This window comes from Symmachiella dynata, from assembly GCF_007747995.1.
In the GTDB taxonomy this organism is placed as follows: domain Bacteria; phylum Planctomycetota; class Planctomycetia; order Planctomycetales; family Planctomycetaceae; genus Symmachiella; species Symmachiella dynata.
The window spans coordinates 7,549,952-7,572,870 of record NZ_CP036276.1 but is presented as its reverse complement, the minus strand read 5'-3'; the positions used below and the strand labels follow the sequence as shown (position 1 = coordinate 7,572,870).

Below are 22,919 nucleotides of genomic sequence, written 5' to 3'. Positions count from 1 at the left end.
GGATCGCTTTGGACGCCCGTGGGCAGATTGTGGGCGAATTTCCGAATCAAAAGTGTTGGATAACGAACAGACTCCCTAGAACCAGTTTCAAAACCCGGTTGCGCTTGTTCTCGAAACGTTCAGATCAATGTCAGTGAGACGCGTTAGAGGGTTTTGAAACGACTTGTCGAAACAGTTTCAAAACCAGGTTGCGCTTGTTCCGGAGACTTGCAGATCCGTCTCAGTGGGACGCAACAGTGAGGGTTTTGAATCGAGTGGTCATAAAACGCGGACAATGGCCCTTCCGCTGCAATGGTGCGGAATTGTCGCAAATCAGATGAAAAACAACAGTAAAACAAACGTAAAACTCTGGGCTTTGCCCCTAACAGGAATTGAATGAGGACGCACATGGCAGACTTAATCCCGCCGCATGGTGGACTGACCGAACCCGTTTGCTGCACCGTTTCGGCAGACGACATCGACAGTTTTCGGTCGGAAGCGGCCAAATTGCCGCAAGTACCAGTTTCCGCTGCTGATCTGTCGACCGTCTACCGTCTGGGAGACGGAACGCTCAGCCCGTTGACCGGTCCCATGGATTCGGCCACATACAACCGAGTGCTGGACGAGTCGGTTATCGAAGTCAATGGGACCAAATACGCCTGGACGATCCCGATTTCCCTGCCCGTCACCTCTGAATTGGCAGTCTCCCTGTCAGCGGGACAAAAGGTCGCATTGACCAATCCAGACGGAGAAATCGTCGCCACGCTCGACGTGACGGACGTTTTCGAATGGGACAAACCGCGATATATCAAGAGCGTCTACCTGACCGAGCGCACCGATCATCCCGGGGCTGATATGGTTCTCAAAGGGGATGCCGACAAGACCCATTTGATCGGCGGCGAGATCCGCGTGTTGCCGCAGCCGAAAAACGCCGCCTTTGGGCAGTACGTGTTGTCCCCGCGCGAAGTTCGCAAAAAACTGGCCGAAACCGGTTGGGACAGCGTTGTCGCCTTCCAAACGCGTAATCCGCTGCACCGGGCGCATGAATATGCCTTGGTCTATGCCTTAGAAAAATTGCTCAAAGACGGCAAAAATGCAGGCGCCTGCCTGAATCCGTTGATCGGCGAAACGAAGTCGGATGACGTCAACGCCGAAATTCGCATGCAGACCTACGAAAAGTTGATTTCCGACCGTGCCATGGGTGACGGTGATAGCGACCCGGAATTGTGGAGCAGCCGCGGGGAAAGCGTTCCCGACCGGGTGATCCTGCTGGGACTGGACATCAAAATGTTTTACGGCGGCCCCAAAGAAGCGGTCATGCACGCTATCTACCGCCAGAACTTGGGATTCACCAATATCGTCATCGGCCGCAAACATGCCGATGCCCCCTATCAGGACGGTACGGCGATCTGGGGTGACTTCGATGCTCAGGAGATCTTCAATAACCTGAACGGAGCCTTGGAGATCAAGCCGGTGAACGTCGGATTTGCCGCTTACTACGAGTCGCTCGGCCGCGTGGATCTGATGGAAAACCATAGCGAAGAAAAGCCGGTCTTCATCTCCGGCAAACAAGTTCGCGCCACATTGCAGGCAGGCGAAATGGTTGATCCGCGGATCATGCGTGAAAGCACTTCCAAGATTTTGGCAGCGGCCATGCATCAATAGTCGCTTGTACAAGTGAATGCATAACCGGAACGGCGGAGCGTAACTATCGATTGCGCTCCGCCGTTTTCGTACATATTGGCTGCGTTAGGTCTCAAAATCGAGTAGTATCGACGGACGCCGCTCGTCTGAAGCGGTTCAGAAATAGCCACTTGTGGCCCATCCAACGAATGCAGGGCATTTCGCGTAGAAAAGGCGGAACAATCGGCCAACATTGCGCGAGGCTGGATGTGAGATGGGGCGGTATTCCCGCAGAAATGCGAATTATGCCGTCATTGTTGATGGTTTTTCTCTTCTCATAATGACAGGGCTGGCCGGTGTCACCTCCCAATGAGCCATTGAATAACGCGTCTGATGATACAGACAGCGAAAATCCTCAGGAAGCATCCCTGGATTCCAGCGACCCGGTACCGACTGACCCGGTCCCCAGTGATCAGGAACCGACTGATCAGAATTCCGATTATCAGGATTCCGGTGATCAGGACTCCGGTGACCCGGAGGGGATGCCCGAGTATGAGCCGTTAACGCCTGAACTCGTGCAAGACGAAGCAGCGCGGGGCGACTTCATGCTCCGCTGGGCTGTCGTGCTGTTGGCGTTTTTGATGGGCTGCACCTTCATTGCCGAATCCCCAACCTTGGTGCACGTCAAAACCGGAGAATATCTGGCGACGCACGGCATCTGGCCTCCCGCAAATGACGTTTTTTCCTATACGGTTTCCGATCGTCCCTGGATCAATTTGTCGTGGCTGTTCGATCTGGTGCTCGCAGGAGTCTACGCGGTCGGAGGTGCGATTGGGCTGACCTTGTTCAAAGCCCTGCTGGCAGCAGTGACGTTTTGGTTTGTTGTGAACTTGGGGTTGGGCAAAACCTCCACGTGGGGCGTGAGCATCTGCGCGGCTGTGGCGCTATTGGCTTGTCATAATTCACTGACAGCACAACCCATGTTGATCACATTGCTGGGACTGGCGTCGATGTTCTGGGTGATCAGCTCTTGGAAATCGGGCGCATCGCCGCGACGAATATACGCGCTGATTCCATTGTTCTTTCTCTGGGCCAATTTCGATCCACGGATGTTTCTAGGATTGACCGCCTTGGTTTTGTACGGCCTGGGCGATTTTATGGGCGTGCTCTGGGGCCGACCCTCCTTGACCGACGCACAGCGAAAGCCGTTTCAATTGGCCGTGGCAGGCAGCTTGTTCGCCGTGCTGCTCAATCCCTTTGGTTGGCATACTTACCTGCGGCCGTTGGAGTTGTATGGCAAAGAGTATCCGGCGTTTCGCGAATTTCTGTCCGGGTCGACTCCCAATGCGTCGACGGTTCGGTTTTACACGCTGCTCGACGAAGGTGTCTGGAATAATCTGGGGCATTCCGGTATTGCGGCAGTGGCATTAGGTATCGCCGCTATTCTGGTGATGTACTTAAATTTCCGCCGTTTGGAAGTGGGGCACGTGCTGATCTTCTTTGCCTTTGCAGCCTTTGCCGTCGCCAGTGTCGAGCAATTGCCGGCAGCGGCATTGGTGTTTGCCATTCTGCTGGCCATCAACGGTCAGAGCTGGTACCAGGCCAATTTCTCGCAATCCTATTCAGTCAAACCCGGCGAATTGATTTTTTCCCGCGGTGGGCGCGCCGTGACTGTTTTAGCCTTTGCTGCGCTTGCCTTCATGGCAGGGACAGGTTGGCTCAGACCTCCCGGCGGGGGCACCACTGGTCTCGGTTTTGACGAATCGTTCAAACAGTCGCTCAACTCATTAGCAGAACAATGCAAAGAAACGTACTCGGATCGCGTATTCAACGCCAACGCCCGGCAAGGGGACATGCTGATCTGGTCCGGCCAAAAACCGTTTACGGACATGCGGTTGCGGTTGTATCTGGGAGAAGGCGACCAAGATTTGCTGACGTTGCATAAGCGAACCGGAAATTCCTTGCGGATTCAGCACTTGGCGGTGAGTCCTGAACAGGCCAAGACCTTGGATGTCACCCCCACGGATTGGAAGCCGATTTTTGACAAATATGAGATTACACACGCCATGCCGCGACTGACCATGGCGCCGTTTCCTGATTACCCAATGCTTCGCGCCTTTATGTTTTCGACGCGAGATTGGCAATTGACGAGCCTGAGCGGAAGCGCAGCTGTTGTGCATCGCGTGGATCCCCAGGATCCCGAGTTGATGAATTTTATCAAAGACCACGGATATGATTTTGTTTCGCGGGCCTTCCGCGAAGACACCGATACTGTCGAGTCGCGCTCCGCCTGGCCCGCTCTTCCCAATGTCTATGAACAAAAGGTTTGGAAAACCAAGCTGCATATTCCCGAACAGATTCAACTCGCCCGGCATTTGAACGTCATCCTACAGGATGTTTCGGCAATCGCAGCACAGATGCCTTTGGCTGATCAAGCGGTCTATCCAGCAATCGCCTGGCTAGCAGTTCGTCAGGCGCTGCAAGGACTCGACGTAGATCCCTCCTCGGCGGACGGGTATGTCGAATTGGGGAATGCCTATCGGTTTTTAGCCTCGTGGAATCAAGGCAATATCCTCGGCGTGCAACAATGGCACGGGCAAGGGATGCGGTTTTTCCAAGCCTTGATGGCCTACAACATGGCGCTCGCCGCAGATCCCACCAATGCGACAGCTCATTCGCGGTTGTTTGAGTTTTATAACTCACCCGGCTTTGCGCGCGTCGATTTGGCTTTACGCGAGTTGGAAGCACTGGACAAGATTCTTAGTGAAAAACCGACCAAAACTGAGGCGGAAACGCAGCAGTTGAAGCAAATTGACGAACTTCGCACACAGATGACGCAACACATTCAACAACTCGAGACGGCCCTCAAACAGGCGACCGATGCCAAAGCCGATCCGTTGCGGTTGGCAAAAATCGCTGCACAAAATTTCAGATGTCCGGCAGCGGCACTCCAGCAACTCGAAAAGGCACCGGAATTTGTTGCCAGCCATCCAGAAGCGAAAATGTATTTTCTGACACTGCTGCTCGAAGTCGGACGGATCGAAGATGCCTATGAAACGGCGATTGAACTGGAATATCAGCTCAACTCATCACCCAATCAAATACCTGGCTGGCGATCATTGGTGGCGGCCGCGTATTTGGCAAATGCGGAATACGACAAGGCGAATGAACTCTGGACGGCTGAGAGTCAACAGATCGACTCCAACGGTTTCCGTGGAGTGCTGGGATCGCTTCCGCCTCGGCTTATTCCGCAGGCACAAGTTCCCTGGCCGATGTCTCTACTCAGTAGTTCGTATCAATACCTGTTCACTCAAATGCCCCAACTCGACGCGTATAATCTCAATAAAGCGTTCGCATTATTGGAGTCGGGACAATGCGAAGCAGCGGGCGAACAATTTCAAGAAGCCCTCGACGAATCGCCTGATATGTCGTCGCGTCAATTGGTCGCGTTTTACCTGGCGCAAATCACCCGTCAGTTCATCGATCCCGTGCGACCCATCAACCGAGTCCCCGTGATTTTCGCCGATGAGAAGGCGCCGAAAGCGCCGGAAGCAGCGGACAAGTAGTGCGTCTGATCGGCAAGCAGGGCTCAGCGAGGCGCAGAGGCCGCTGGCTGTTCGGTTAGTTTGGCTAGTATGACAGGTGGCCTCAACTCGCGACGAGCCCTGGGGAGGACCAGCAAAAATTCAGTTCCTTCAAAGGCACCTGGTCTCATCCAGATTTTACCGCCGTGGTTTTCGATCGTCGATTTACAAATCGCCAACCCCATTCCCAACCCGTTGGATTTGGTTGTGAAGAATTGGTCGAAAATGGAGTCGCGAAGTTCCGTAGGTATACCCAGCCCTGTGTCTGCAATGGTGATTTGCACGGCACTGTCTTGATTGATGTCGGATTCGACACTGATCATCTTTGGACCGGACGGATTTTCGGCAGTCGCTTGAATGCCGTTGAGTAACAGGTTCAATATGGCTTGGGTGAGTTGCACAGCATCGCCGAAAATGTCGGGTAGGTTTTGCCCCAGGTGCAATCTGATTTCAACATCCTTTTGCCGCGAATCTAATTCCGCCAAGTGCACTGCATCGCGAATCACGGAATTCAGGTCGACAGATTCCCACTGGATCTCTCGCTGGTGCAAAAAGTCGCGTGTGCGGCGGAGGATTTCTCCAGCGCGAATGCTTTGAGCGACAACCTCCTGCATCGACTCGATCAGTTTCGGACGGTCGAGAGTCTCCTTGCTGAGGCGGCGGATGCAGCCGTTGGCATAGTTGGCGATCACAGCCAGCGGTTGGTGCAGTTCGTGCGCCAATCCTGCGGTCATTTCTCCCATCACGCTCAACCGCGAAGCACCCTCCAAACGGCTCGTCAGTTCGCGAATGCGTTCGGCTGCTTGTTTGCGTTCGGTGAGGTCGATCACAAAGCCGATGCATTCGCCGGAGTTTTTATCGAGGAGTGCAGTCCCCATCAAAATGGGCACGCGGTGTCCGTCCCGGTGGAAATATTCTTTTTCGCGCGGTGGGGCAACCCCTTCGGTTCTAATGCTCTGCAAAGCCTGCTCATCAAGGTGAGCCCATTCTGGAGGAGTCAAATCCCGCCAGCGCAAAGGAAGATCCTCACGCGAATAACCGGTCATATTCAAAAATGCGTCATTCGCGTCATACAGAACACCGTCGACGTCGGTGAACGTCGAGCCAATAATGTTGCTTTGAAACAGCCGATTTATCCGCGCTTCAGTCGCACGCAGCGCCTCGCTGGCCCGTTGCCGCTCGAGTGCCGACAAGAAAATATCCCCGACGATCTTCAACAGCGCCACCATATCGTCATGCCACGAAACCTGCCGCCCTTTGACAGCAAAGCTTACAAATCCCCACAGCACATGGCCCGAAGTCAACGGCACGACCACGAAGGATTGCATTTCTCGAGATTTCAAAGCCACTTTGAGCGTTTTAGCTTCGGGGGGTAGTTCGTCGAGGTTGGAGATGTGCACCGGGACCAGTTCGCGAATTTTTTGCCACAACCAAGGATGCTGCTCCATGGGCAAATCTTGGATAAGATCAGAGACCGGATCAATGCCGTCCCGACACCATTCGTGCGTCATCGATGCCATTGGCGGCGAGTCGTTTAGATGACAGATCGAACAGTGATCGGTTCCCGAGACTTCCCCCAGTTTTTTCAAAGCATCCTCGATCGCCGGGTCGATTTGGCCGGGGTCCAAATCAATAAACCGCGATGATAACCCTGAAATGATGCGCTCGAATTCAATCCGAGAAAAGAGCTGACGTTCTGTTTGCTTGCGTTCAATGATTTCGGAACGGAGTTCTTGATTGGCCAGCGCAAGTTCTCGCGTTCGTTCCATCACACGCTGCTCCAACTCATCGCGCGACCTTCGCAATTCGTTTTCGGCGTGTTTGCGCTGCGTGATATTGGTGGCGATCACCGTCGCTGTGTCAGGTGGGCTGCCACTTCCAGCAGGGAACATGCGACATGTGTACCATCGTTTGCTGCCATCGCGGTCGATCATCGGCACGTCCAACTCCACCGAACGACCCTCTTGGATAACTTCCGCCAGCGCGGATTGCATGTTGCTGTGCGCTTCTTCGGGCAGCATTCTCAATGCACTTTGACCGACGACATCTTCGACCGTATACAGGGAGTCCGAATGGTTGAGAAACAACACCTTCGCGTCCCGGTCGACAGTCAGAATGGCGTCAGGCACGTTTTCTAATATCGAGGCGAGTTGAAACTCTGAAACGCTCTGTGCCACCGCTGCCATTTGTTGCGAATGGATGATTTGCTTAATAAACGATGCCGCCACGACCGCTAACACTCCAACCGTGAAGAGTTGGACTTCGTCAAATGAAAAGTCCGCGCGCAGTGGTTTCTTATTCACATCAAATAGAAATTCGAAAATCCCCGGGACCCCTGCCAGGAGGAGGGTCAAACAAGCAAACGCCAATCGCCAGTCGCGCAGATTTCGCCACGCCCAGGCTGTTTGAATCCCAGCGATGGTCAGCAGCACCAAAGAAGCAAAATTAAGAATTCCCACGAGTAGCCCGCCTATCGAAGATTCGGCCTGAGTTTCAGATTTCGCATCGGATCGCGTTGGAGTGGCAACGCCTGCTTACAATTGTTTTACAATCTGACTCAGGTAGAAATCGCCTCCCCATTTTCGCCGCTCTTTAGTCTCCCTGCAAGGACGAAATGGCAAAGTTACCCCCAGAGAAACCCTTAATTGCAGGTCTCTTCGTCCACAATGACCCCCAAACCCGGGGCCTCGCCCAGTTGGATCCATCCGTCAACAATCGGTGGCTGACCGCCGACCCAAGACATCCAGCTTCGGCCCGATTCGGCCAAAGGTTGCGGGTCCAAAGCAGCGATGGCGTGCAACGACCAGATTTCCGCTCCGCGATGCGGGCAGACACGCAGCCCTGCCGCAGCAGCCATCCGGTAAATCTTGATCAACTCGGTCAGCCCGCCACACCAACAGACATCGGGCTGGAGAACCGCGTGTAAGCGTTGCTGGATAATCGTCTCAAAGGCCGCGGCTGTGAACTCATGCTCGCCTCCGGCAATGGGGATCAGGCAGCGGTCAGCCAAGTCCGCATAACCTTTGAGATCGTCGGGCAGGAGCGGTTCTTCCAACCAGGCAATGTTGTGTTCGACAAGCCGCGCTGCCACAGCGAGTGTGGTTTCGATATCCCATTTCATAAACGCGTCGACCATTAACATTCCCGCGGCGCCCATCCGCTGACGGGCATTGGCCACGCAATCGACGAGAGCTTCGAGGTTGGTTCGCGGGTCGTACTTCTCCAGATGCAATTTGATCGCGCGATGCCCGGTTGTAATCGCCGGTTCAATCGATCCCCAGACCGTGGCGTATGTCGGAATCGGGTGGCCGACCTCGCCGCCCAACAACCGCGCGACCGGTTCATTGGCCGCTTTGCCGCGCAAATCCCACAGCGCCAAATCAACCCCGCTCAGCGCCATCAGCGCAATCCCCTTCCGCCCAAACGGCAATGTCGCCCGATACATCTCTTCCCAAATCCGCTCCACGGCTGACGGATCGCGGCCCAACAACAAATCGCGCAGGACGGTCCGCACAACATGGATCCCCCCCGCCGCCGACGCCATATCCAATCAGCCCCGCATCGGTTTCAACAGCCACCAAAATTTGACCCAGGCTGGTCCGCCAATCGGGGGGCGAACCGGGTGTTGCTGGTTGGCAGGCACGGATTTCGGTGATTTTCATGAGTTGTTCACAAACCGAGTCAAAAAAACGAACGCTAGCAACGTCCTGAGGTCAGAAGGAGCAATCGAATCAGCAGAGTCTAACAGTCGCAATCACAGTCATGGCAAGTCGGCAAATGAAGTCAACTTTCTTTGGTAACTGGCATTTGTGAGTCGATTGGCCGCAATAGAGAAGACATTTTCAACCGGTTCGTATCTTCATACGAACCGCACAGCTTGTTCATCTTTTCTTCACACTTCCCGGTACAAACGTGTTCATCGAAATGAGAATCTTAACCGTTCTGTGACATGTTGCAAAATGAGGACCTCTATGCGACTGCGATGTTTGCCACGTTTAGAAAACGGAATGTCTGTTGGATTTCTAGGCGTGATCGTTTGTGCCGCTTTGTCCATTGTCGGTTGCGGCAAGAGCGACCGGATGGAAGGTGAGCTTGAAGTCTATCCGGTGACGGGCGTCGTTACGTTTAGCGGCCAGCAAATCCCGGACGCCACTTTGGTCCTGCATCCTGTGACCCCTCCGGCCGATGGCAAACCGTTTTACTCGCCGCGTGCGATCGTTGGTCCAGATGGTGCCTTCGAATTCACGACATACCGCAAAGGCGACGGCGCCCCACCAGGTGAGTACAACGTCGCATTTTCTTGGCTCGGCCCGCTAGAAGGTCTAGACGAAGACGAGCAAGACCTTCTCCCTGAACAGATGCCGCGCAGGTTGACGCGCCCCGAGACGTCGGGCATTACCATCACGGTCAAAGAAGGCGTCAACGAGCTAGACGAAATCACGCTGAAATGAATTTGTGGCCAAGTCGTCACAAAGACCTATGTCCTGTTGTTAATTGGTAAATGACTCCCCCCTACACCAGAAAAACCAAAAGGATGACTGAAATGAATGACGTTCAACCGTCACCGAAACGCTCGCGACGCGGATTTACGCTCATCGAATTGTTGGTCGTGATTGCCATCATCGCCATTCTGATCTCACTGCTGTTGCCAGCCGTGCAACAGGCCCGCGAAGCAGCTCGTCGGACCCAATGCAAAAATGCGTTGAAACAATTGGTATTGGCACTGCACAACTACGAGAGTGCACATGGAGCCTTCCCGCCCAGCCGCATCTATCCCGATGTCGCCATCGAAGACAATGCCAGCAACGAAAGTGCTTACGGATCATGGACCACGATGATTCTCCCTTTCGTCGATCAAGGGAATCTCGGCAACCAATTCGATTACAACGTCGCTTGGAGCGCATTGGCAAACCGCGACACGATTGGCACACAGCTGTCGATTATGACTTGTCCTTCGACGCCGACCGATAGTCGCATCGATCCCCACTGGGTCACGGGTGCTGCTGCCGGCGACTTTGGTTCGATCAACGAAATCAAGAAAAAAGTTTACACCGATGTCCTGGGCATCCCGGACCCCGGTAGCAATGCCCGTGCGGGCGTTTTGGCCAAAGGGCCGTCCAATCCCATTCGCAACGTGATCGACGGTACGTCAAACACCATCATGGTGGGTGAAGCGGCCGGTCAACCCGATGTTTATATTGCGAGCGGCAAGATGACGGCCGATGACTTCGCAGCCTATTCGGACGACAAAGTCGTCGATTTGGGTGGGCGATTCGTCGCTGCCGACGGGATCGGCTGGGCGGACCCCGACGATGGATTCAGCATCAATGGGGCAACAGCTGACGGGCTGGATAAATACGGCCCCAAGATGATCAACGCCATCAACGTCAGCGAAGCCTTTAGCTTCCATACGGGCGGCGCGCAATTTGGGCTGGCAGACGGCTCGGTCCGATTCATCAGCGAAAGCGTAGATGCAGCTGTGTTTGTCGGAGCCTGCACGCGTGCCGGTGGAGAAGTTTCCAGCGAATTCTAATCTTGAATGCTGTTACGCGATTATTAGCAGCTCGCCTCTTCACTGGGGCGGGCTGCTAACCCTTCCCCTTGATGTCGACTCTGGAGTTTTCATGCGTCTCAATTTCGCTGGGTGGATTGTCATTTGTCTCTGCGGATTCGCTGTGTGCCAAGCGGCAGCGGCGGATGTGAAATTGATCGGACGCGGCCGTCTCGCTGGCACCGCAACCGACCAGTCCGGACAATCCGAAGCACTCGTCAACGGCACACCGCATCACCGATTCGGCGGCATCTCCGCACTGGAATATGCAGGCGACAAAAACCGCTTTTTCGCCCTGGCCGATCGCGGTCCCGACGACGGAGCCACCGGATATCAATGCCGGTTCCATGAGTTGAACATCGATTTCGACGAGAACGGCGCACGACCAGCGGACATATCCATCGTATCCACAACGTTACTGTCCGATGCCTCCGGTCGGCCCATGACCGGCAATGCCACCGTCTATGCTCCCACCGACAAACTGGCCGGCCGATTCGATCCGGAAGGCATTCGCCTCACCAAGAACAACACGCTATTGATCTCCGATGAGTACGGTCCGCACGTCATCGAATTCTCCTTGTCCGGCAAAGAACAACGCCGGTTTCCGCTGCCGGAGTACTTCTCAGCGCTGCATCCGGGCGACTCCAAGGCGGCTGAAAACAAACTCAACCGCTCCGGTCGGTCCTCCAACCGGGGGCTGGAAGGTTTAGCCCTCACGCCGGACGGCCAATTTGCCTACGGCATCTTTCAAGGCCCACTCCTGCAAGACGCATCCCGTACTAAAAAAGGAAAACCGTTCGGGCAAAATTGCCGCATCCTAAAGCTGGACACACAGACCGGCGAGACCTGGGAATACGTCTACCAACTCGACGATGTGGACCATGGCCTGAATGAAATCTTGGCTCTCAATGATCATCAGTTCCTGGTCATCGAACGAGATGGAGAGACCGGCGACGAGGCGAAGTTCAAACGGATCATGCAAATCGATCTGGCAAACGCAACCGCCATCGACGGCAGCAAAGCCCTCCCGAAGAACGGACTGCCCAGCAATATCACACCGGCAGCCAAAACGGTCTTTATCGATCTACTTGATCCCCAATTCGGCCTGGCTGGATCTTCGATGCCCAAAAAAATCGAAGGCTTAAGCCACGGCCCCCGCTTAGCCGATGGCCGACAGACGTTGGTCATTGCTTCGGACAATGATTTCCAAGCAGACGTGCCAACGCTGTTTTGGGTGTTCGCGTATTAAGCCCGGTCCATGTCCACCACGTTCCTGCATAGCCTATTCCACAACGAACGACGCGCGGGTGAGGTAAGGCGAGTCCGCAATTCATTTCGTTTCGAATATCACGATCAACATTCTCCTCGATACGTCGCCTTGCAAACCGGGCATTTGTACTTCGCGAATCGTTGGTGGAAACGGTCGGGAAGTGTGTTCACTCGAATGAGCTTAAGCTTTTCGTCATAGCAACCCGTACAATACGGCCCATTGCCATCTAGTTTGTAATATACGCCGTCGCGAAGTAAGACCTCCAAAGGTAGCTCATCGTTTTTTTTCAACTCGGCCTTCACTTTTATGTCCTCTTTATTTTTAGAGATCAACCTCAAGTGAAGGAGACTTGTTACGAGATTAATAACGGACTCGGCCAATCCAGCAATATCAGGCATGAATCAATAACTCCCATTGGTAAATTGAAAACAAACAACAAGGGGTATTGACTTTGAATCGGGGGTTTTCGGGCAAATACTTTTTCCCGGCAGGCATTTGGGCGAACCTTTCGAGCCGTAACAGCGTCTAAAGTCCTTACCCGAGAATCGGGAACGAGGATGCGTTACTGCAGGCCTGTGTCCGAGCTCTAGCGACCTCAATTTAACAATGTTTTCAAGAAGCCAGACGCTCGAAACGGAAGGGCAAGCCAATTGGCGATGGCACCCCGCTCGAACCGGGACGAGCTTGACGGCCTTGAGGGTTCGACTCCCTCTCCTTCCGCTCATCACAGTTGTTTTTTCACAGCTTCGACATGTGCCTCTGGCCGAGCGGCAAAGGTACCGGGCCTCCACCCCGGTCAGGCGGGTTCGACTCCCGCGGGGCACTCTTTAGTTTACTCCTGCAAAGCTCTTTTAGTACGCGTCGCGAGTCCGGCCAGGATCGTCGTGTACGACGGCAAGCCGTCGGTTTGGGAATTGGCATCAACAAATCCTTGGTGTCCTCCGTGTCTCCGTGGTGATTTGAAATAGCTGATGGCAATATCTCGCAGGCCTGCAAACCGGAAGTCATCCGGCTGGATGAGGAGCCTGTCTTGAAAACAGGTGGTCGCTGCAAGCGACTTGTGGGTTCAAGTCCCACGACTTCCGCCTCTGTTATCCGGTGCCTCGCTGTTGTTTCTGCTCCCCAGGAATGATGCTTAAGTGGCCCGCCATTTCCTCAAAACCTGTTGCACGGGAATCTTCACAATCCTATCTCAAAACGATCCACACACGCTGACGCATCTTGACAGCATCCCAGAACTGCCCTTATAACTCCGCGATTCGCGACGTCCGCCGTGCGGATTTTTGAGGGAAACGAAGGAACAATATAAAGAGCCATTTTTATCGGCGCTGGGACGTTCCTCGGATCGGCCAGGGAAGGGGTTTCGCTTGGAAACAAGCATACGGGTTCACGATCAAATCGAGACCAGCCTGCCGCCACGACTGCGGTTGTTGTGCATCGGTGCGCTGGAACCCTCTTGGGTCAGCTTGACGCTACAGCTTGATGCTGAAGGTTGCATGGAACCGATTTTTAAATGGGTTTCCACAGCCAGTGAAGCATTGGCGCTGCTGCGCAAGGAAAGCTTCGACTGCCTGCTCATCAATCATATGTTCTTGGATAGCCCCGAAGAGCAGGGGACCAGTTCACTGCATTTGGTGCGTGCTGTGCGCGCCAGCGGTTGTGATGATCCGGTCGTGGTGGTCGCCGCGACCGCCGACGATGCCACCTGGACCGAAGTTTGTCGGCTCCAGGTCGAATTGTTGCTCACCCCCAACGGTCTAGAATCGATGGCGGTTGTCCCGATGCTCAAACGCGCGGTGCGGCGAGTCGATGTGATGCGGGAAAATCACCGCATGGCGATGTCCGAACGCCGGCGACTCACGCGGGAACGCAACGAAGCGGGGCATCTGCTCAACGAACAGCGACAAATCATCCGCGATTTGGCCGACATCGTACGACTCAGCAACCGCTCCGCCGCCGTTGACCAATTGCCGGCGGAATTGAACGACTATTATCAAGAACTGTTGCGGACCTACGTCATCATGGGATGCGGTGGACTCGGAGCAGAGATCGCCAAATTGGCAGAATTGCTGGCCGTCGCCGGGTTAAGCCCCCGCGAGGCGCTGGAATTGCATCTGGAACGCGTGGAAGAGTTGGTCCGCGGACTCGGCAGTCGCAGTACACGTCATGTCATGGCGCGTGCGGACCTACTGGCCTTGGAATTGATGATTCACCTCGGCGAGTGCTATCAAGGCACACTCAAGTGATCGCGCCGGGTGCCAATTGTCCCGAAACGCTCATATGCCGGGTGCCACTGCTGGCTTGTCCAGCAGTGCGGTTGCCGGTTGCGTGAAATGCACTGGCTGGCAAGCCGCCAGTGGGCCCCCTTTGTCGAAGGGCTGCTCAACGATCAGGCACCACCCATGCCGGTGATCGTTTTCATGATCTTTTGCCAGCGGCTGTTTCGTTCGTTCTCCAATTCCGCAAGCCGTTCGCTCAGCAACGTATGAGCGCGAACTCCAGAACGATCCGAACGGGGACGGTCGGCTGCGTCGCTCGGGACGGTTGGCGGCGTTTCGCCGGGACCGGGTTGAGGTGATTCCGATGAGGAGGGCGGTGGAGCCGTTCGCGGTTCGGGCGTTGCCGGACGCGGTTCGGAGATTTCGGCATCCTGCACATGTTCTTGAGAGTCGCCTGCCGGTTGCGCATCGCGGGTGTAGGTGACGTTCGTCGCCGATGATTGTCCGTCCGCCATTTGCGTTTGGACCGCCTTCAACTCGTCGGTAATCTGGTGAATTCGATTCAGGTCGTCCCGAATCAATTCCATATGATTCTGGTGCAAGCTGCTAAACATGTTGACCAGCATCATCATCGACTGCTGCGACTGCTGAAACATCTGCTGCTGCATTTGGCCAAACTGGTTGACCAACGACAGAACGAAGGCTTCCGAAACGTTCCGTTCTCCTTCGGTTTGAGCAGCCGGCAGTTGCGGATTCGGCGCCGTAGCAGGTAGTGGCGGTGAAAACGGGATGGGCGGCTGTGCACCCGCAGGGGGCGTAATATTGGCGAGATTTTGGGCGATGAGCTGACTCAGCTCTCCCGCCATATCAGCGACCTGTGGGCTACTCGCAGCTGGTGCCGGCATCGTCCCCTCGTCGGCAGGCTGCGATTCGTTGGGGGTCTCCGCTGCAGCGCGCGGTGGTTCGGAAGGTTCGATGGGTGGTTGGTTTTCCATATTGCTGTAGTGTATCTTCAGTTTGGCCCTGCCGACATGTAACAGATCTCCGTCGTACAGTCGACCAATCCGTATTTCCGCGCCGTTCAGTCGTGTGCCGCCACGACCCAACAGGTCGACGCACCACAGCGCCTCAGCTGTCCGCACCAGCGCACAATGCGTCTTGGACATGCTCGAGTCCTTGAGTCGCAAATGGGACCCCGGCGCATTACCAACCAACGTGATGTCTTCTTCGACGGCATGAAATCGACGTCCGTTTTTTTTGCCGTTGAGGACTTCCACATTCACGCGGACAAACGTGTCTGTAGATTCGTTATCGGCAGAATCCTCATTATGAGATTCATTCTCATGGGATTCATCGGCCGAGGGGTCGAAAGTTTCGATCTCGTCCCAGGAACTCCAATTGATCACATGGACATGATACGGTCCGATGTGGATCGCTTCTCCTTCGTCGATCAATTCTCCACGGCGGCGGTCCGATTGGTGCGAAATGCCGGTCCGGCTTTCCAAATCCACGCAATACATCCGCCCTCGCACCATCTGCAAATACGTATGCCGCAGGCTGACATCGGGGTGCTGGAGCCGCAAATCGGCGCGGCGACTGCGACCGATGATGACAAATGGTGAGGCAAACGAGAATTCGAGCGGTTCGTCCAAACCGGGACCGGTGACGCGCAGGCGAATGGGCGCCGCCGCTTGGCAGGCCACACGAAACTTGTGGACCGCTTTATTGGCTGCGCTGTCGACCGGAATTTCGTCGCTCAGCCGTGCCTCTTCCTCGTCAGAAGTCGGCGCAAGCAGAAGCATCCGGCGTCTGCGATTTGCGTTGCGCGTGCTGGCCAAGACTTCATCCTCTCCAGGTAAACGGACCTGACTGCTGCAGCTGCACTGTACAAAGCATCAGCAATTGCGCAGTTCGGGCGCACACAGGTTTCTTGATCCATTGAACACCGGCAGCGGGAGGGTTGTCAAGAAAATGCGCCGCCGAAACCCGGCATTCGAGGGGAAATACCAGCGACCGGTGATGTCGACCAGGGTGCGGAATCTATATCGATTACCTGCGCGGGGTGCTTGGACGAAATATGGCAGATTTCCCATAAAATGGGAGGTTTGCACCCATTTTGCCAACCTTTATCGGGCTGCCGCGGTCAATCGTTGTCCCGTTGAACGGGGCGGAAGGGGTGAGCCCAGTTGGCCAGGACCCGCGCGCTGCGGGATTGGACCCACACCCGGCCGCGGCCGGAAAACTTCAACAGCAGTTGATCGGCAAACAAGAATGAGCGGATTTTTTTGGCGCGGGTCAATGTGTAGCTCAGCGACGGCTCCCAGGCGACGGCATAGCCGTTGTCGGTGACATATTCGCCATCGACATCAATCTCTTCGATGCGGCCGTAGCTGTGGAAAAACAATGGACCGGTCCCGGTGACGCGGAGCACGAACATTCCCTGGTTAAAGATGCCTTTGAGGCCGTCCCATTTGGAATTGCAATTCACATCTTCGCCGGATGCCAGGTAGGCTCCTTTTTCCAAGAACAGCTCTTCGTTGTTCAACTCCATGGCGACGATGTCGCCCGATGAGCCGGGCGCGAACGTGACCGAGCCGGAATCCCCTTGCGGGGTGTAGGTGTTTTGGAAAAAACTCTCCTTGGTGAGCAGCGCGCGTTTCAGTCCCGCCATCACGCCGCCTCGCGTGGAGGTCTTGGTCTGCATGTTGCTGGTCATCCAAGCCATAGCGCCCGCTTCGCTCACAATACTTTCGCCGGCCTGCAAGGCAATTTCCACGGCGCTGTAGGTCGGGTTGCACTCGATATGATAGTCCATTGTGTTACTCGCGTGGCAAAGTTTTGAAAGCTGCGAAAAATTCGTTGCGGTTCAATCTGCTGGTGATTGCGTGGTTCGGGTGGCGGTGTCTTTTGGCGTGGATTGCTGTGTACGGCGGCAAGCCGTCGGTTTGGGGGTTTGCGTCCCGGCTCTCTTTGAACTCGGTTTATCCTTGTCGGGCGGGGAGTCTGGGACCGAGTCGCCGGCCGAATTCCGTGGGGTTGTGCGATTGGGTCAAAATGCGGCCTTGGCCGGTGAAGTTCATCACGAACCCTTCACCCGCTAACCACGACTGCATCCACGAGCCGCCGACTTTGGTGATCGTATATTGCAGCGTCTCCTCAAATGCTACCACATGTCCCGTGTCGACGGTCAGTGGCTCGTTGACCGTCATTTCCGTAATGCGGCCAAAGGCGGTCACCAACAACGAACCGCTTCCCGAAGCCTTAATGAACCAAGGAGCTTCGCCGCCGAGGAAACCTTTCAAGCCCTGGAATTGTGTATCGAGTTCAATCCCGGTACTGGATCCCAGATAACTGCCGCCGGTACACATCCAAGGAGTATGTCCGTCGGCTTCAATAACCCGTACCTCGCCTTGATGCGTGGGAGCCAAACCCACTTCGCCGCTTTGTCCGTCGGTGGTGGAGTAGGTCGAGAGAAAGAAATTCTCCCCCGCCAACAAGCGTTTGACGCCGGCTAAAAAGCCCCCCTTTGAGCGGCTACGGGTCGTGACGTCGATATCGACATTCGGCGAGGCGCGGTACAGCGCGCCCGATTCGGAAGCAAACTTTTCGCCAGGGCTGAGTTGCACCAGCGCCGAGCCAAAAGCGCCTTCGCCGAGGATTTCTATATTCATTCTGGTTTCCCATTTGGGCGTCGTAACGAGCGAAGAATTTCCACAGCAGGGCTATCCCACACAGTAGGGAGACAACCAACCGGCAAGTCCGCCGAGATGCCGCGTTTGCAGATACAAGCGGCCGCGGCCGGTGAATTTCATGACCAACCCCTCACCGGAAAAGAGGGTTTGTTTGATGCCCCCCATGCCGGAGATGGTGTAATCCAACGACGGTTCCCAAGCGACGACGTGTCCAGTGTCGACGACCAGTTCGCCGTCGATTTCCCGTTCCACCACGCCACCGAACGCGTTGTAAAACAGATCGCCTGTCCCGGTGACTTCGATCAGTACCACCCCTTCCCCGGAGAAAAACGACCGCATTCCGCCGAACCGCGGGCTTAAGTCCATGCCGGGCGTGCAGGCCAAAAAGGCGCCGGCGGTGAGCATGAAACTGTCGCCGGTCATTTCCCGGTGCAACACGCTGCCGGGCGTGGCGGGTGAAATCCCAATGAATCCCAACTGCGAGGCGGTGTACTCCGCAACAAACAACGACTCGCCACCAAGAAACTTGCGGACAACTGATTGCGCCAAGCCTCCCACCATGTGCGTTTTCATGGCAAGGTGGGAACTCATGCGGTTCATCCCACCACTCTCAGCCCAGATCGCATCCCCCGGCTCCATGGCGACGGTGAGATCTCCGTAGTCCGGATTGCCGCTGATATCAAATTTCATAGCACTCCATGCGCAATCAATGGTGTCAAACGCTGCCGTTGCCCCCTGTTGCGGCAACTGGTGTTGTGGCAAGTTGCTTAACGTAACAAAACCAAGCGCCGGATCAAGATTTTTGCGAGAATTTCACGCTGTCAACGAAAAAAACCGCCACCGAGTTAGAAACTCGATGGCGGTTGTGAATGGACTAACTCTATTCAGCTTGGACTTTACCGGTTGTCGGCCGTGTATTGCTGACGATTGTTGCTGCGCGGCACGAAATAGTCATGGCGTTGCCGCTTGATTGAAGGGTAACGTGTATTGGACGGCGGAGCCGGTTGAGCCTGCGGTAAGTTCTCCGGACGCGGAGCCAAGGTATTTTTCGGCTTGTAACCAGCGTCGTCCATCAAGTTGTGCAGATTGGTTTCCAAGGCTTCCAACTTTTCGTCCAATCCGCCGTGGTAGTCGCGGTAACGCGGACGTTGCCATTGGCTGGTCCCTTGTTCAATTTGGTGGAACAATTTGTCGAGTTCTTCGATTTCATGGGCCACCCGGCTGCGACGTCCGCCGTGGTGGACCAGTTCGTGAATGTATTCGGCCGTCTTCAACATTTCGTACGCTTCGCGGTATGCTTGGCGATAGCCCGGCTCGTAGCTGTAGTTGCGATACATTTCCCAGCAGACCGCGTTGGCATCCCGCATCACGCGATTGGCCAATTGGTCGACGTGGGAATAGGCACCGAAGCGATAGGTCTCTGCCGGACGCAATTCGTGGTCATGGTCGTGATCCGCTCGAACTTGTCCGGCGGCCGACAATGAAATTCCCAGAACAGCAACGGCGACGATGGCAAAACGATTCATTGTGACTTCCTTTATTTGTCGTTGTATGATTTGTGGCAAACGGTGTGATCGGTGTCGAGCAGGTGTGTTGTGAATGTTGCGTTGGCGACTGCCCCCAACCTGCTCAACCGACTCGCGACAGTTCCGTCTGTCGTGATGAAACCTACAATTGCAGATACAATGCCAAACCACACGTCACGATAGAGTAAATGCACATAAGTCGTTATTCAAAAGTGTGTTGCGACACTTTTTGGGCAGTGGTCCCGGCGGTGGAATGATCGCCATGCGCCATCACAATGAACACACACTCAAGTCAACACGATGACACACCGTGGACGGGCAGGGCCTGCGGTCCCGCTTATTGGGCGCTCATCACAATACCCGCTACGACCAGCAGCGCCGCTGCCGCAGCGGTGGCGGCGAGGATGATCTTGGGGATCGAGTAGGGAGCGGAACCGATTAGCCGTCGTGCATCCTGTCCGCAGATTACGACGCGGTACAAGCGATCTTGGTAGCGATATGCTAGGACGTAGGCGGGAAAGGAATACCGCCGCGTGACCAGTTTGCGCAAGATCACCGAAGCTTTCACATTGCGGCTGTTGGTGCCGGGAATGTGCTCGTTGGCAGCACGGGAATCGGCCAGTTGGCGGATGGTATAGACGATTTGCTGCCGCGCTTGGGAACGCTGCAGATCGAATTGTTCAATCGTCGCCCCTTCGGCGCCTTGCGGCTGATCGGTAACGGAACTGAGGTCGCAGCCCGGGGCGACGGCATCGACTTCTTCTTTGGTCAGGCCCCGCGAGGCGGAGACGAGGATGTCGTCGAAATTCATCGCCGTCTCTCCAGAGTGCGGCGCCCAGGCGGATCGGCCCGCATCGACATTGGAGTCACCCGCCCAACAGACATGTGCGTCGGCATCGAACACCCAACCGACCCACCAGATGGGAGTCAATTGTTCAATTTTGGCCGCCGATTTCAGCGAGTCGGGACGAAACCACCCCAGCGTCCCCAGCCAGTGCCGCAAGGATTTTCGCGCTTGATCCTGATCGACAGTAAAAGGGAGATATCCCTGGCTTTGTTCCAGCGGATCGTCCTGCGTTTCCACCTGCATCACCGCGCCACAGAAACTGCAAGCGGGCGCTTGATGCGCCGGATCATACGCCACCGCCGCCCCGCAACCGGTACAGCGGAGAATCTGCACCGCCACATCACGCCGCAACTCCTCACGCAGCGGCGCCGCCTGCCCACAAATCGAACACCGCAAATCGCCCGATTCGAGCGGAGTTTCACAGCGTTCGCAGAGGGTGGTGGTTTTCATGGGGTTTGCTCACTGAGAAGTATGGGGCAGACTCGCGCCGGCCGTCATTATGATTTTACGAATTGATCGGCGATCGCGAAATGCAGCTGTTGGTTTTTGTCGGGCGGAGTTTTCGTTGAATCTTCCGACGCCAGGATGCCGGCCCACTTGATTTAACCCGCGCCGCGGGGATTCATCACGCGGCCCAAGAACAATATCGCACCGCTACGGTTGTCGCGAATCAAGAAGAGGAACGGATGGTCGGCGCGAAATTCGGGACGCGTCTCTGCAGCACCTCCAAATGCACCCCAGACTGTGGCGGCTGCAGCTTTGGTGCCCTCTTCATCGACGTCTATTTGCGCCTGATGCAAGAGGAATTCCATCCAAAGTGGTTTTTCCGAGGACATACGGGCAAGATTAGCCCCTGCTTTCTCAAAGAGTTGCCGGACCCCGAGATGCTCCAAGGGAGCTTTCAGATTGCGAAATGATTTGAAGCGAAACCGGGGGATTTCCACATGGACCATCACTTGCTTTAAGGCGGCTTCCCACGTCTTGAGAGTTTTACTCGACAATGACTGCTGCAACGCGGATAACCATTTTCCGTCAGTGGGCTGCTTTTCCAAAATCAACAACATCGATAAGGCGCGATCGGCGTAGTCCAATTCCAAAATCTGAATGTTGTCGATGTCGGCATATTTCGTGTAGAGGTCATCCGACATCATTGCGACTTCGACATCGCGGGTGGCTGTGTGAAAATTTTGCGGTTTGGTATTCAAGGATGCAAACGGCATTTCCCAAGGGGCAATGAGAGAAATTGCACTGGCCGCCACGATGCGGGTCTGAGGAGTTAACAAGTCCGCCGGCACGGCAGCAGGAATCATTTCTCGCGTTTGCTTCGCAATCCAATCATTGATCGTGCGCCGCGCGGCTGACGGTTTGTGGTAATCGACGCTCATTGGTTCCGCACCGAAGGTCTCGCGCGAAATGTCTAGAAACTGTTGCTGCAGCGGATAGTCACGTTGGATAAACAATCGATTCGCCAATTGCAGCTCGATCTCGCGGCCCGGCTCGGTTGGCAGCGCTCTGAGTAGTTCTCGCAAGCCATCGTTCCAGGCTTGTTCGTTTCCGGAAACCTGCAATACGCGGCGCAACTCCGCAGCAGTTTCGCCGTCGGCACCGGCATAGGCCATCGACAAAGCCGTGGAGACGCTCAACGGCGAAAAGATGAGATTTCTGCTGTCGTCTGAATTCAGTTGTGGATAGATGTCAAACGCCAATTCATTCGTCGCCGTGACGACGGCATCGCGGTTTGGATCGTCGTCCAGATAACGCGGGAGTTTGCCGCTTATGGCCGCGTTTTGAATGTGCTTGTTTTCCAGCAAATCCCGAGGACGTATGCGCGACACAAACGGATTTCCCTCATGTCGCATTTGTCGGAGTTTGCTAAAAAGTCCTTCGATTTCGTAGTGTACAAACGGTGAATTGCGAATCACCAATAAGGCCGTCCCGGCGGACTCAAATTCTGAAATTGTGCCCGGCCCGCCGACTTCTTCCCACATATCTGGTGAAATCGTATATGTCAGCAACTCCACCAGTGGTTCGAAGTCAAATGCCTGGTTCTTATCGGGGGAGGTCCCACCCACAAGGTCGGCGACATCGTACACGCGGATTTTTCCGATCGCTTCGCACATATGAAGCGTCGTAATTTTTAGGAAACCATCCTCGACGTACCAATCGAGCGAAACCGGTTCCAGCATGACTTTCAGTAGAATTCGGGCGGGAGTCTCTTTCGTATCGACGGACAACGGCACCTCGGGCGAGATCCCTTCGTCTTGCAAGCTCATATCACTAATGACAACTTCGATACCGAGCATTGACTCCAGTCGGCCCATTGCTTCCGGGAGTGGAACCTTTTTCAACTGCAGATCAATTTTGCTGTCGAGTGCCGCTTCTACAATTTTGTCTCGTGGGTTTTCGTCCAAACCGACTGAAGCGAAGGGATGGATCTTGCCGTCTTTGTCTTGTTTGGCATGTCCTGCATGTTCGGGCTGTTTTTTTCCTGGCATTTGATCGAGCACCAGCGCAGCCAGCAGTACAAAACCAAAAGCGATGGCAAAGTTTCGAAAAGTCATGAGTTCACCAAGGGGAATCGGGCGCAGGTGAGCGGGAAGTTGCACTATCTACCAATGACAACGGAAA

The 22,919-nt window shown here is 55.1% G+C and carries 15 protein-coding genes and 3 tRNA genes; 9 read left to right on the top strand and 9 right to left on the bottom strand.

Translation table 11 applies throughout. The features are described from left to right. The first annotated feature begins 387 nt into the window (after nucleotides 1-387). Together Mal52_RS28800 and Mal52_RS28795 are read left to right on the top strand one after the other, a co-directional pair. Nucleotides 388-1,644, top strand: a complete 1,257-nt coding sequence (locus tag Mal52_RS28800) for a sulfate adenylyltransferase (protein ID WP_145380346.1) — start codon at nucleotides 388-390, stop codon at nucleotides 1,642-1,644. A 314-nt stretch (nucleotides 1,645-1,958) separates the two neighbouring features. After that, a complete protein-coding gene (locus tag Mal52_RS28795) occupies nucleotides 1,959-5,168 on the top strand; it encodes a tetratricopeptide repeat protein (RefSeq protein WP_145380345.1) in 3,210 nt (1,069 codons plus the stop codon). A 23-nt stretch (nucleotides 5,169-5,191) separates the two neighbouring features. On the opposite strand, the gene Mal52_RS28790 is transcribed toward Mal52_RS28795, so the two are convergent. Continuing rightward, complete coding sequence (locus Mal52_RS28790; protein WP_145380344.1) at nucleotides 5,192-7,645, bottom strand: PAS domain S-box protein; 2,454 nt, start codon at nucleotides 7,643-7,645, stop codon at nucleotides 5,192-5,194. Between the two features lie 182 nt (nucleotides 7,646-7,827). After that, a complete protein-coding gene (locus Mal52_RS28785) occupies nucleotides 7,828-8,700 on the bottom strand; it encodes a mandelate racemase/muconate lactonizing enzyme family protein (RefSeq protein WP_197534544.1) in 873 nt (290 codons plus the stop codon). A 457-nt stretch (nucleotides 8,701-9,157) separates the two neighbouring features. Between Mal52_RS28785 and Mal52_RS28780 the strand changes: the two genes are divergently transcribed. The 7 genes from Mal52_RS28780 (at nucleotide 9,158) to Mal52_RS28760 (ending at nucleotide 14,253) form a co-directional block, all read left to right on the top strand. Beyond that, nucleotides 9,158-9,637: a hypothetical protein gene (locus tag Mal52_RS28780; RefSeq protein ID WP_145380342.1), complete on the top strand. Its 480-nt coding sequence runs from the start codon at nucleotides 9,158-9,160 to the stop codon at nucleotides 9,635-9,637. Between the two features lie 92 nt (nucleotides 9,638-9,729). Next, the gene (locus Mal52_RS28775; protein ID WP_145380341.1) at nucleotides 9,730-10,719 is read left to right on the top strand and encodes a DUF1559 domain-containing protein; all 990 of its coding nucleotides are present in this window, start codon (nucleotides 9,730-9,732) and stop codon (nucleotides 10,717-10,719) included. 91 nt (nucleotides 10,720-10,810) lie between these two features. Next, entirely contained in the window at nucleotides 10,811-11,986 is a 1,176-nt protein-coding gene (locus Mal52_RS28770) for an esterase-like activity of phytase family protein (RefSeq protein WP_197534543.1), read from the top strand. 656 nt (nucleotides 11,987-12,642) lie between these two features. Continuing rightward, a tRNA-Ser gene (locus Mal52_RS30060) sits at nucleotides 12,643-12,727 on the top strand. A gap of 33 nt (nucleotides 12,728-12,760) precedes the next feature. Beyond that, nucleotides 12,761-12,832 (top strand) — tRNA-Gly (locus tag Mal52_RS28765). 174 nt (nucleotides 12,833-13,006) lie between these two features. Further along, nucleotides 13,007-13,092: transfer RNA gene (locus tag Mal52_RS30055), tRNA-Ser, on the top strand. A gap of 282 nt (nucleotides 13,093-13,374) precedes the next feature. Then, nucleotides 13,375-14,253: a hypothetical protein gene (locus Mal52_RS28760; RefSeq protein WP_145380339.1), complete on the top strand. Its 879-nt coding sequence runs from the start codon at nucleotides 13,375-13,377 to the stop codon at nucleotides 14,251-14,253. 143 nt (nucleotides 14,254-14,396) lie between these two features. On the opposite strand, the gene Mal52_RS28755 is transcribed toward Mal52_RS28760, so the two are convergent. From Mal52_RS28755 to Mal52_RS28725, 7 genes are all read right to left on the bottom strand, one after another. Continuing rightward, nucleotides 14,397-16,028, bottom strand: coding sequence for an FHA domain-containing protein (locus tag Mal52_RS28755; protein WP_145380338.1), 1,632 nt, complete (start codon nucleotides 16,026-16,028; stop codon nucleotides 14,397-14,399). 341 nt (nucleotides 16,029-16,369) lie between these two features. Continuing rightward, the gene (locus Mal52_RS28750; RefSeq protein WP_145380337.1) at nucleotides 16,370-17,041 is read right to left on the bottom strand and encodes a TIGR00266 family protein; all 672 of its coding nucleotides are present in this window, start codon (nucleotides 17,039-17,041) and stop codon (nucleotides 16,370-16,372) included. 166 nt (nucleotides 17,042-17,207) lie between these two features. Further along, nucleotides 17,208-17,897, bottom strand: coding sequence for a TIGR00266 family protein (locus Mal52_RS28745; protein ID WP_145380336.1), 690 nt, complete (start codon nucleotides 17,895-17,897; stop codon nucleotides 17,208-17,210). Between the two features lie 51 nt (nucleotides 17,898-17,948). Beyond that, nucleotides 17,949-18,608, bottom strand: a complete 660-nt coding sequence (locus tag Mal52_RS28740) for a TIGR00266 family protein (RefSeq protein ID WP_145380335.1) — start codon at nucleotides 18,606-18,608, stop codon at nucleotides 17,949-17,951. 206 nt (nucleotides 18,609-18,814) lie between these two features. Further along, nucleotides 18,815-19,444 (bottom strand): hypothetical protein, encoded by a 630-nt coding sequence (locus tag Mal52_RS28735; protein WP_145380334.1) that lies wholly within the window; start codon nucleotides 19,442-19,444, stop codon nucleotides 18,815-18,817. A gap of 337 nt (nucleotides 19,445-19,781) precedes the next feature. Then, nucleotides 19,782-20,741 carry a hypothetical protein gene (locus Mal52_RS28730; RefSeq protein WP_145380333.1) on the bottom strand — a complete coding sequence of 320 codons (960 nt, stop codon included), beginning with the start codon at nucleotides 20,739-20,741 and terminating at the stop codon, nucleotides 19,782-19,784. Between the two features lie 152 nt (nucleotides 20,742-20,893). Next, on the bottom strand, nucleotides 20,894-22,852 hold the full coding sequence (locus Mal52_RS28725) for a serpin family protein (protein WP_145380332.1): 1,959 nt from the start codon (nucleotides 22,850-22,852) through the stop codon (nucleotides 20,894-20,896). Nucleotides 22,853-22,919: the final 67 nt, after the last annotated feature.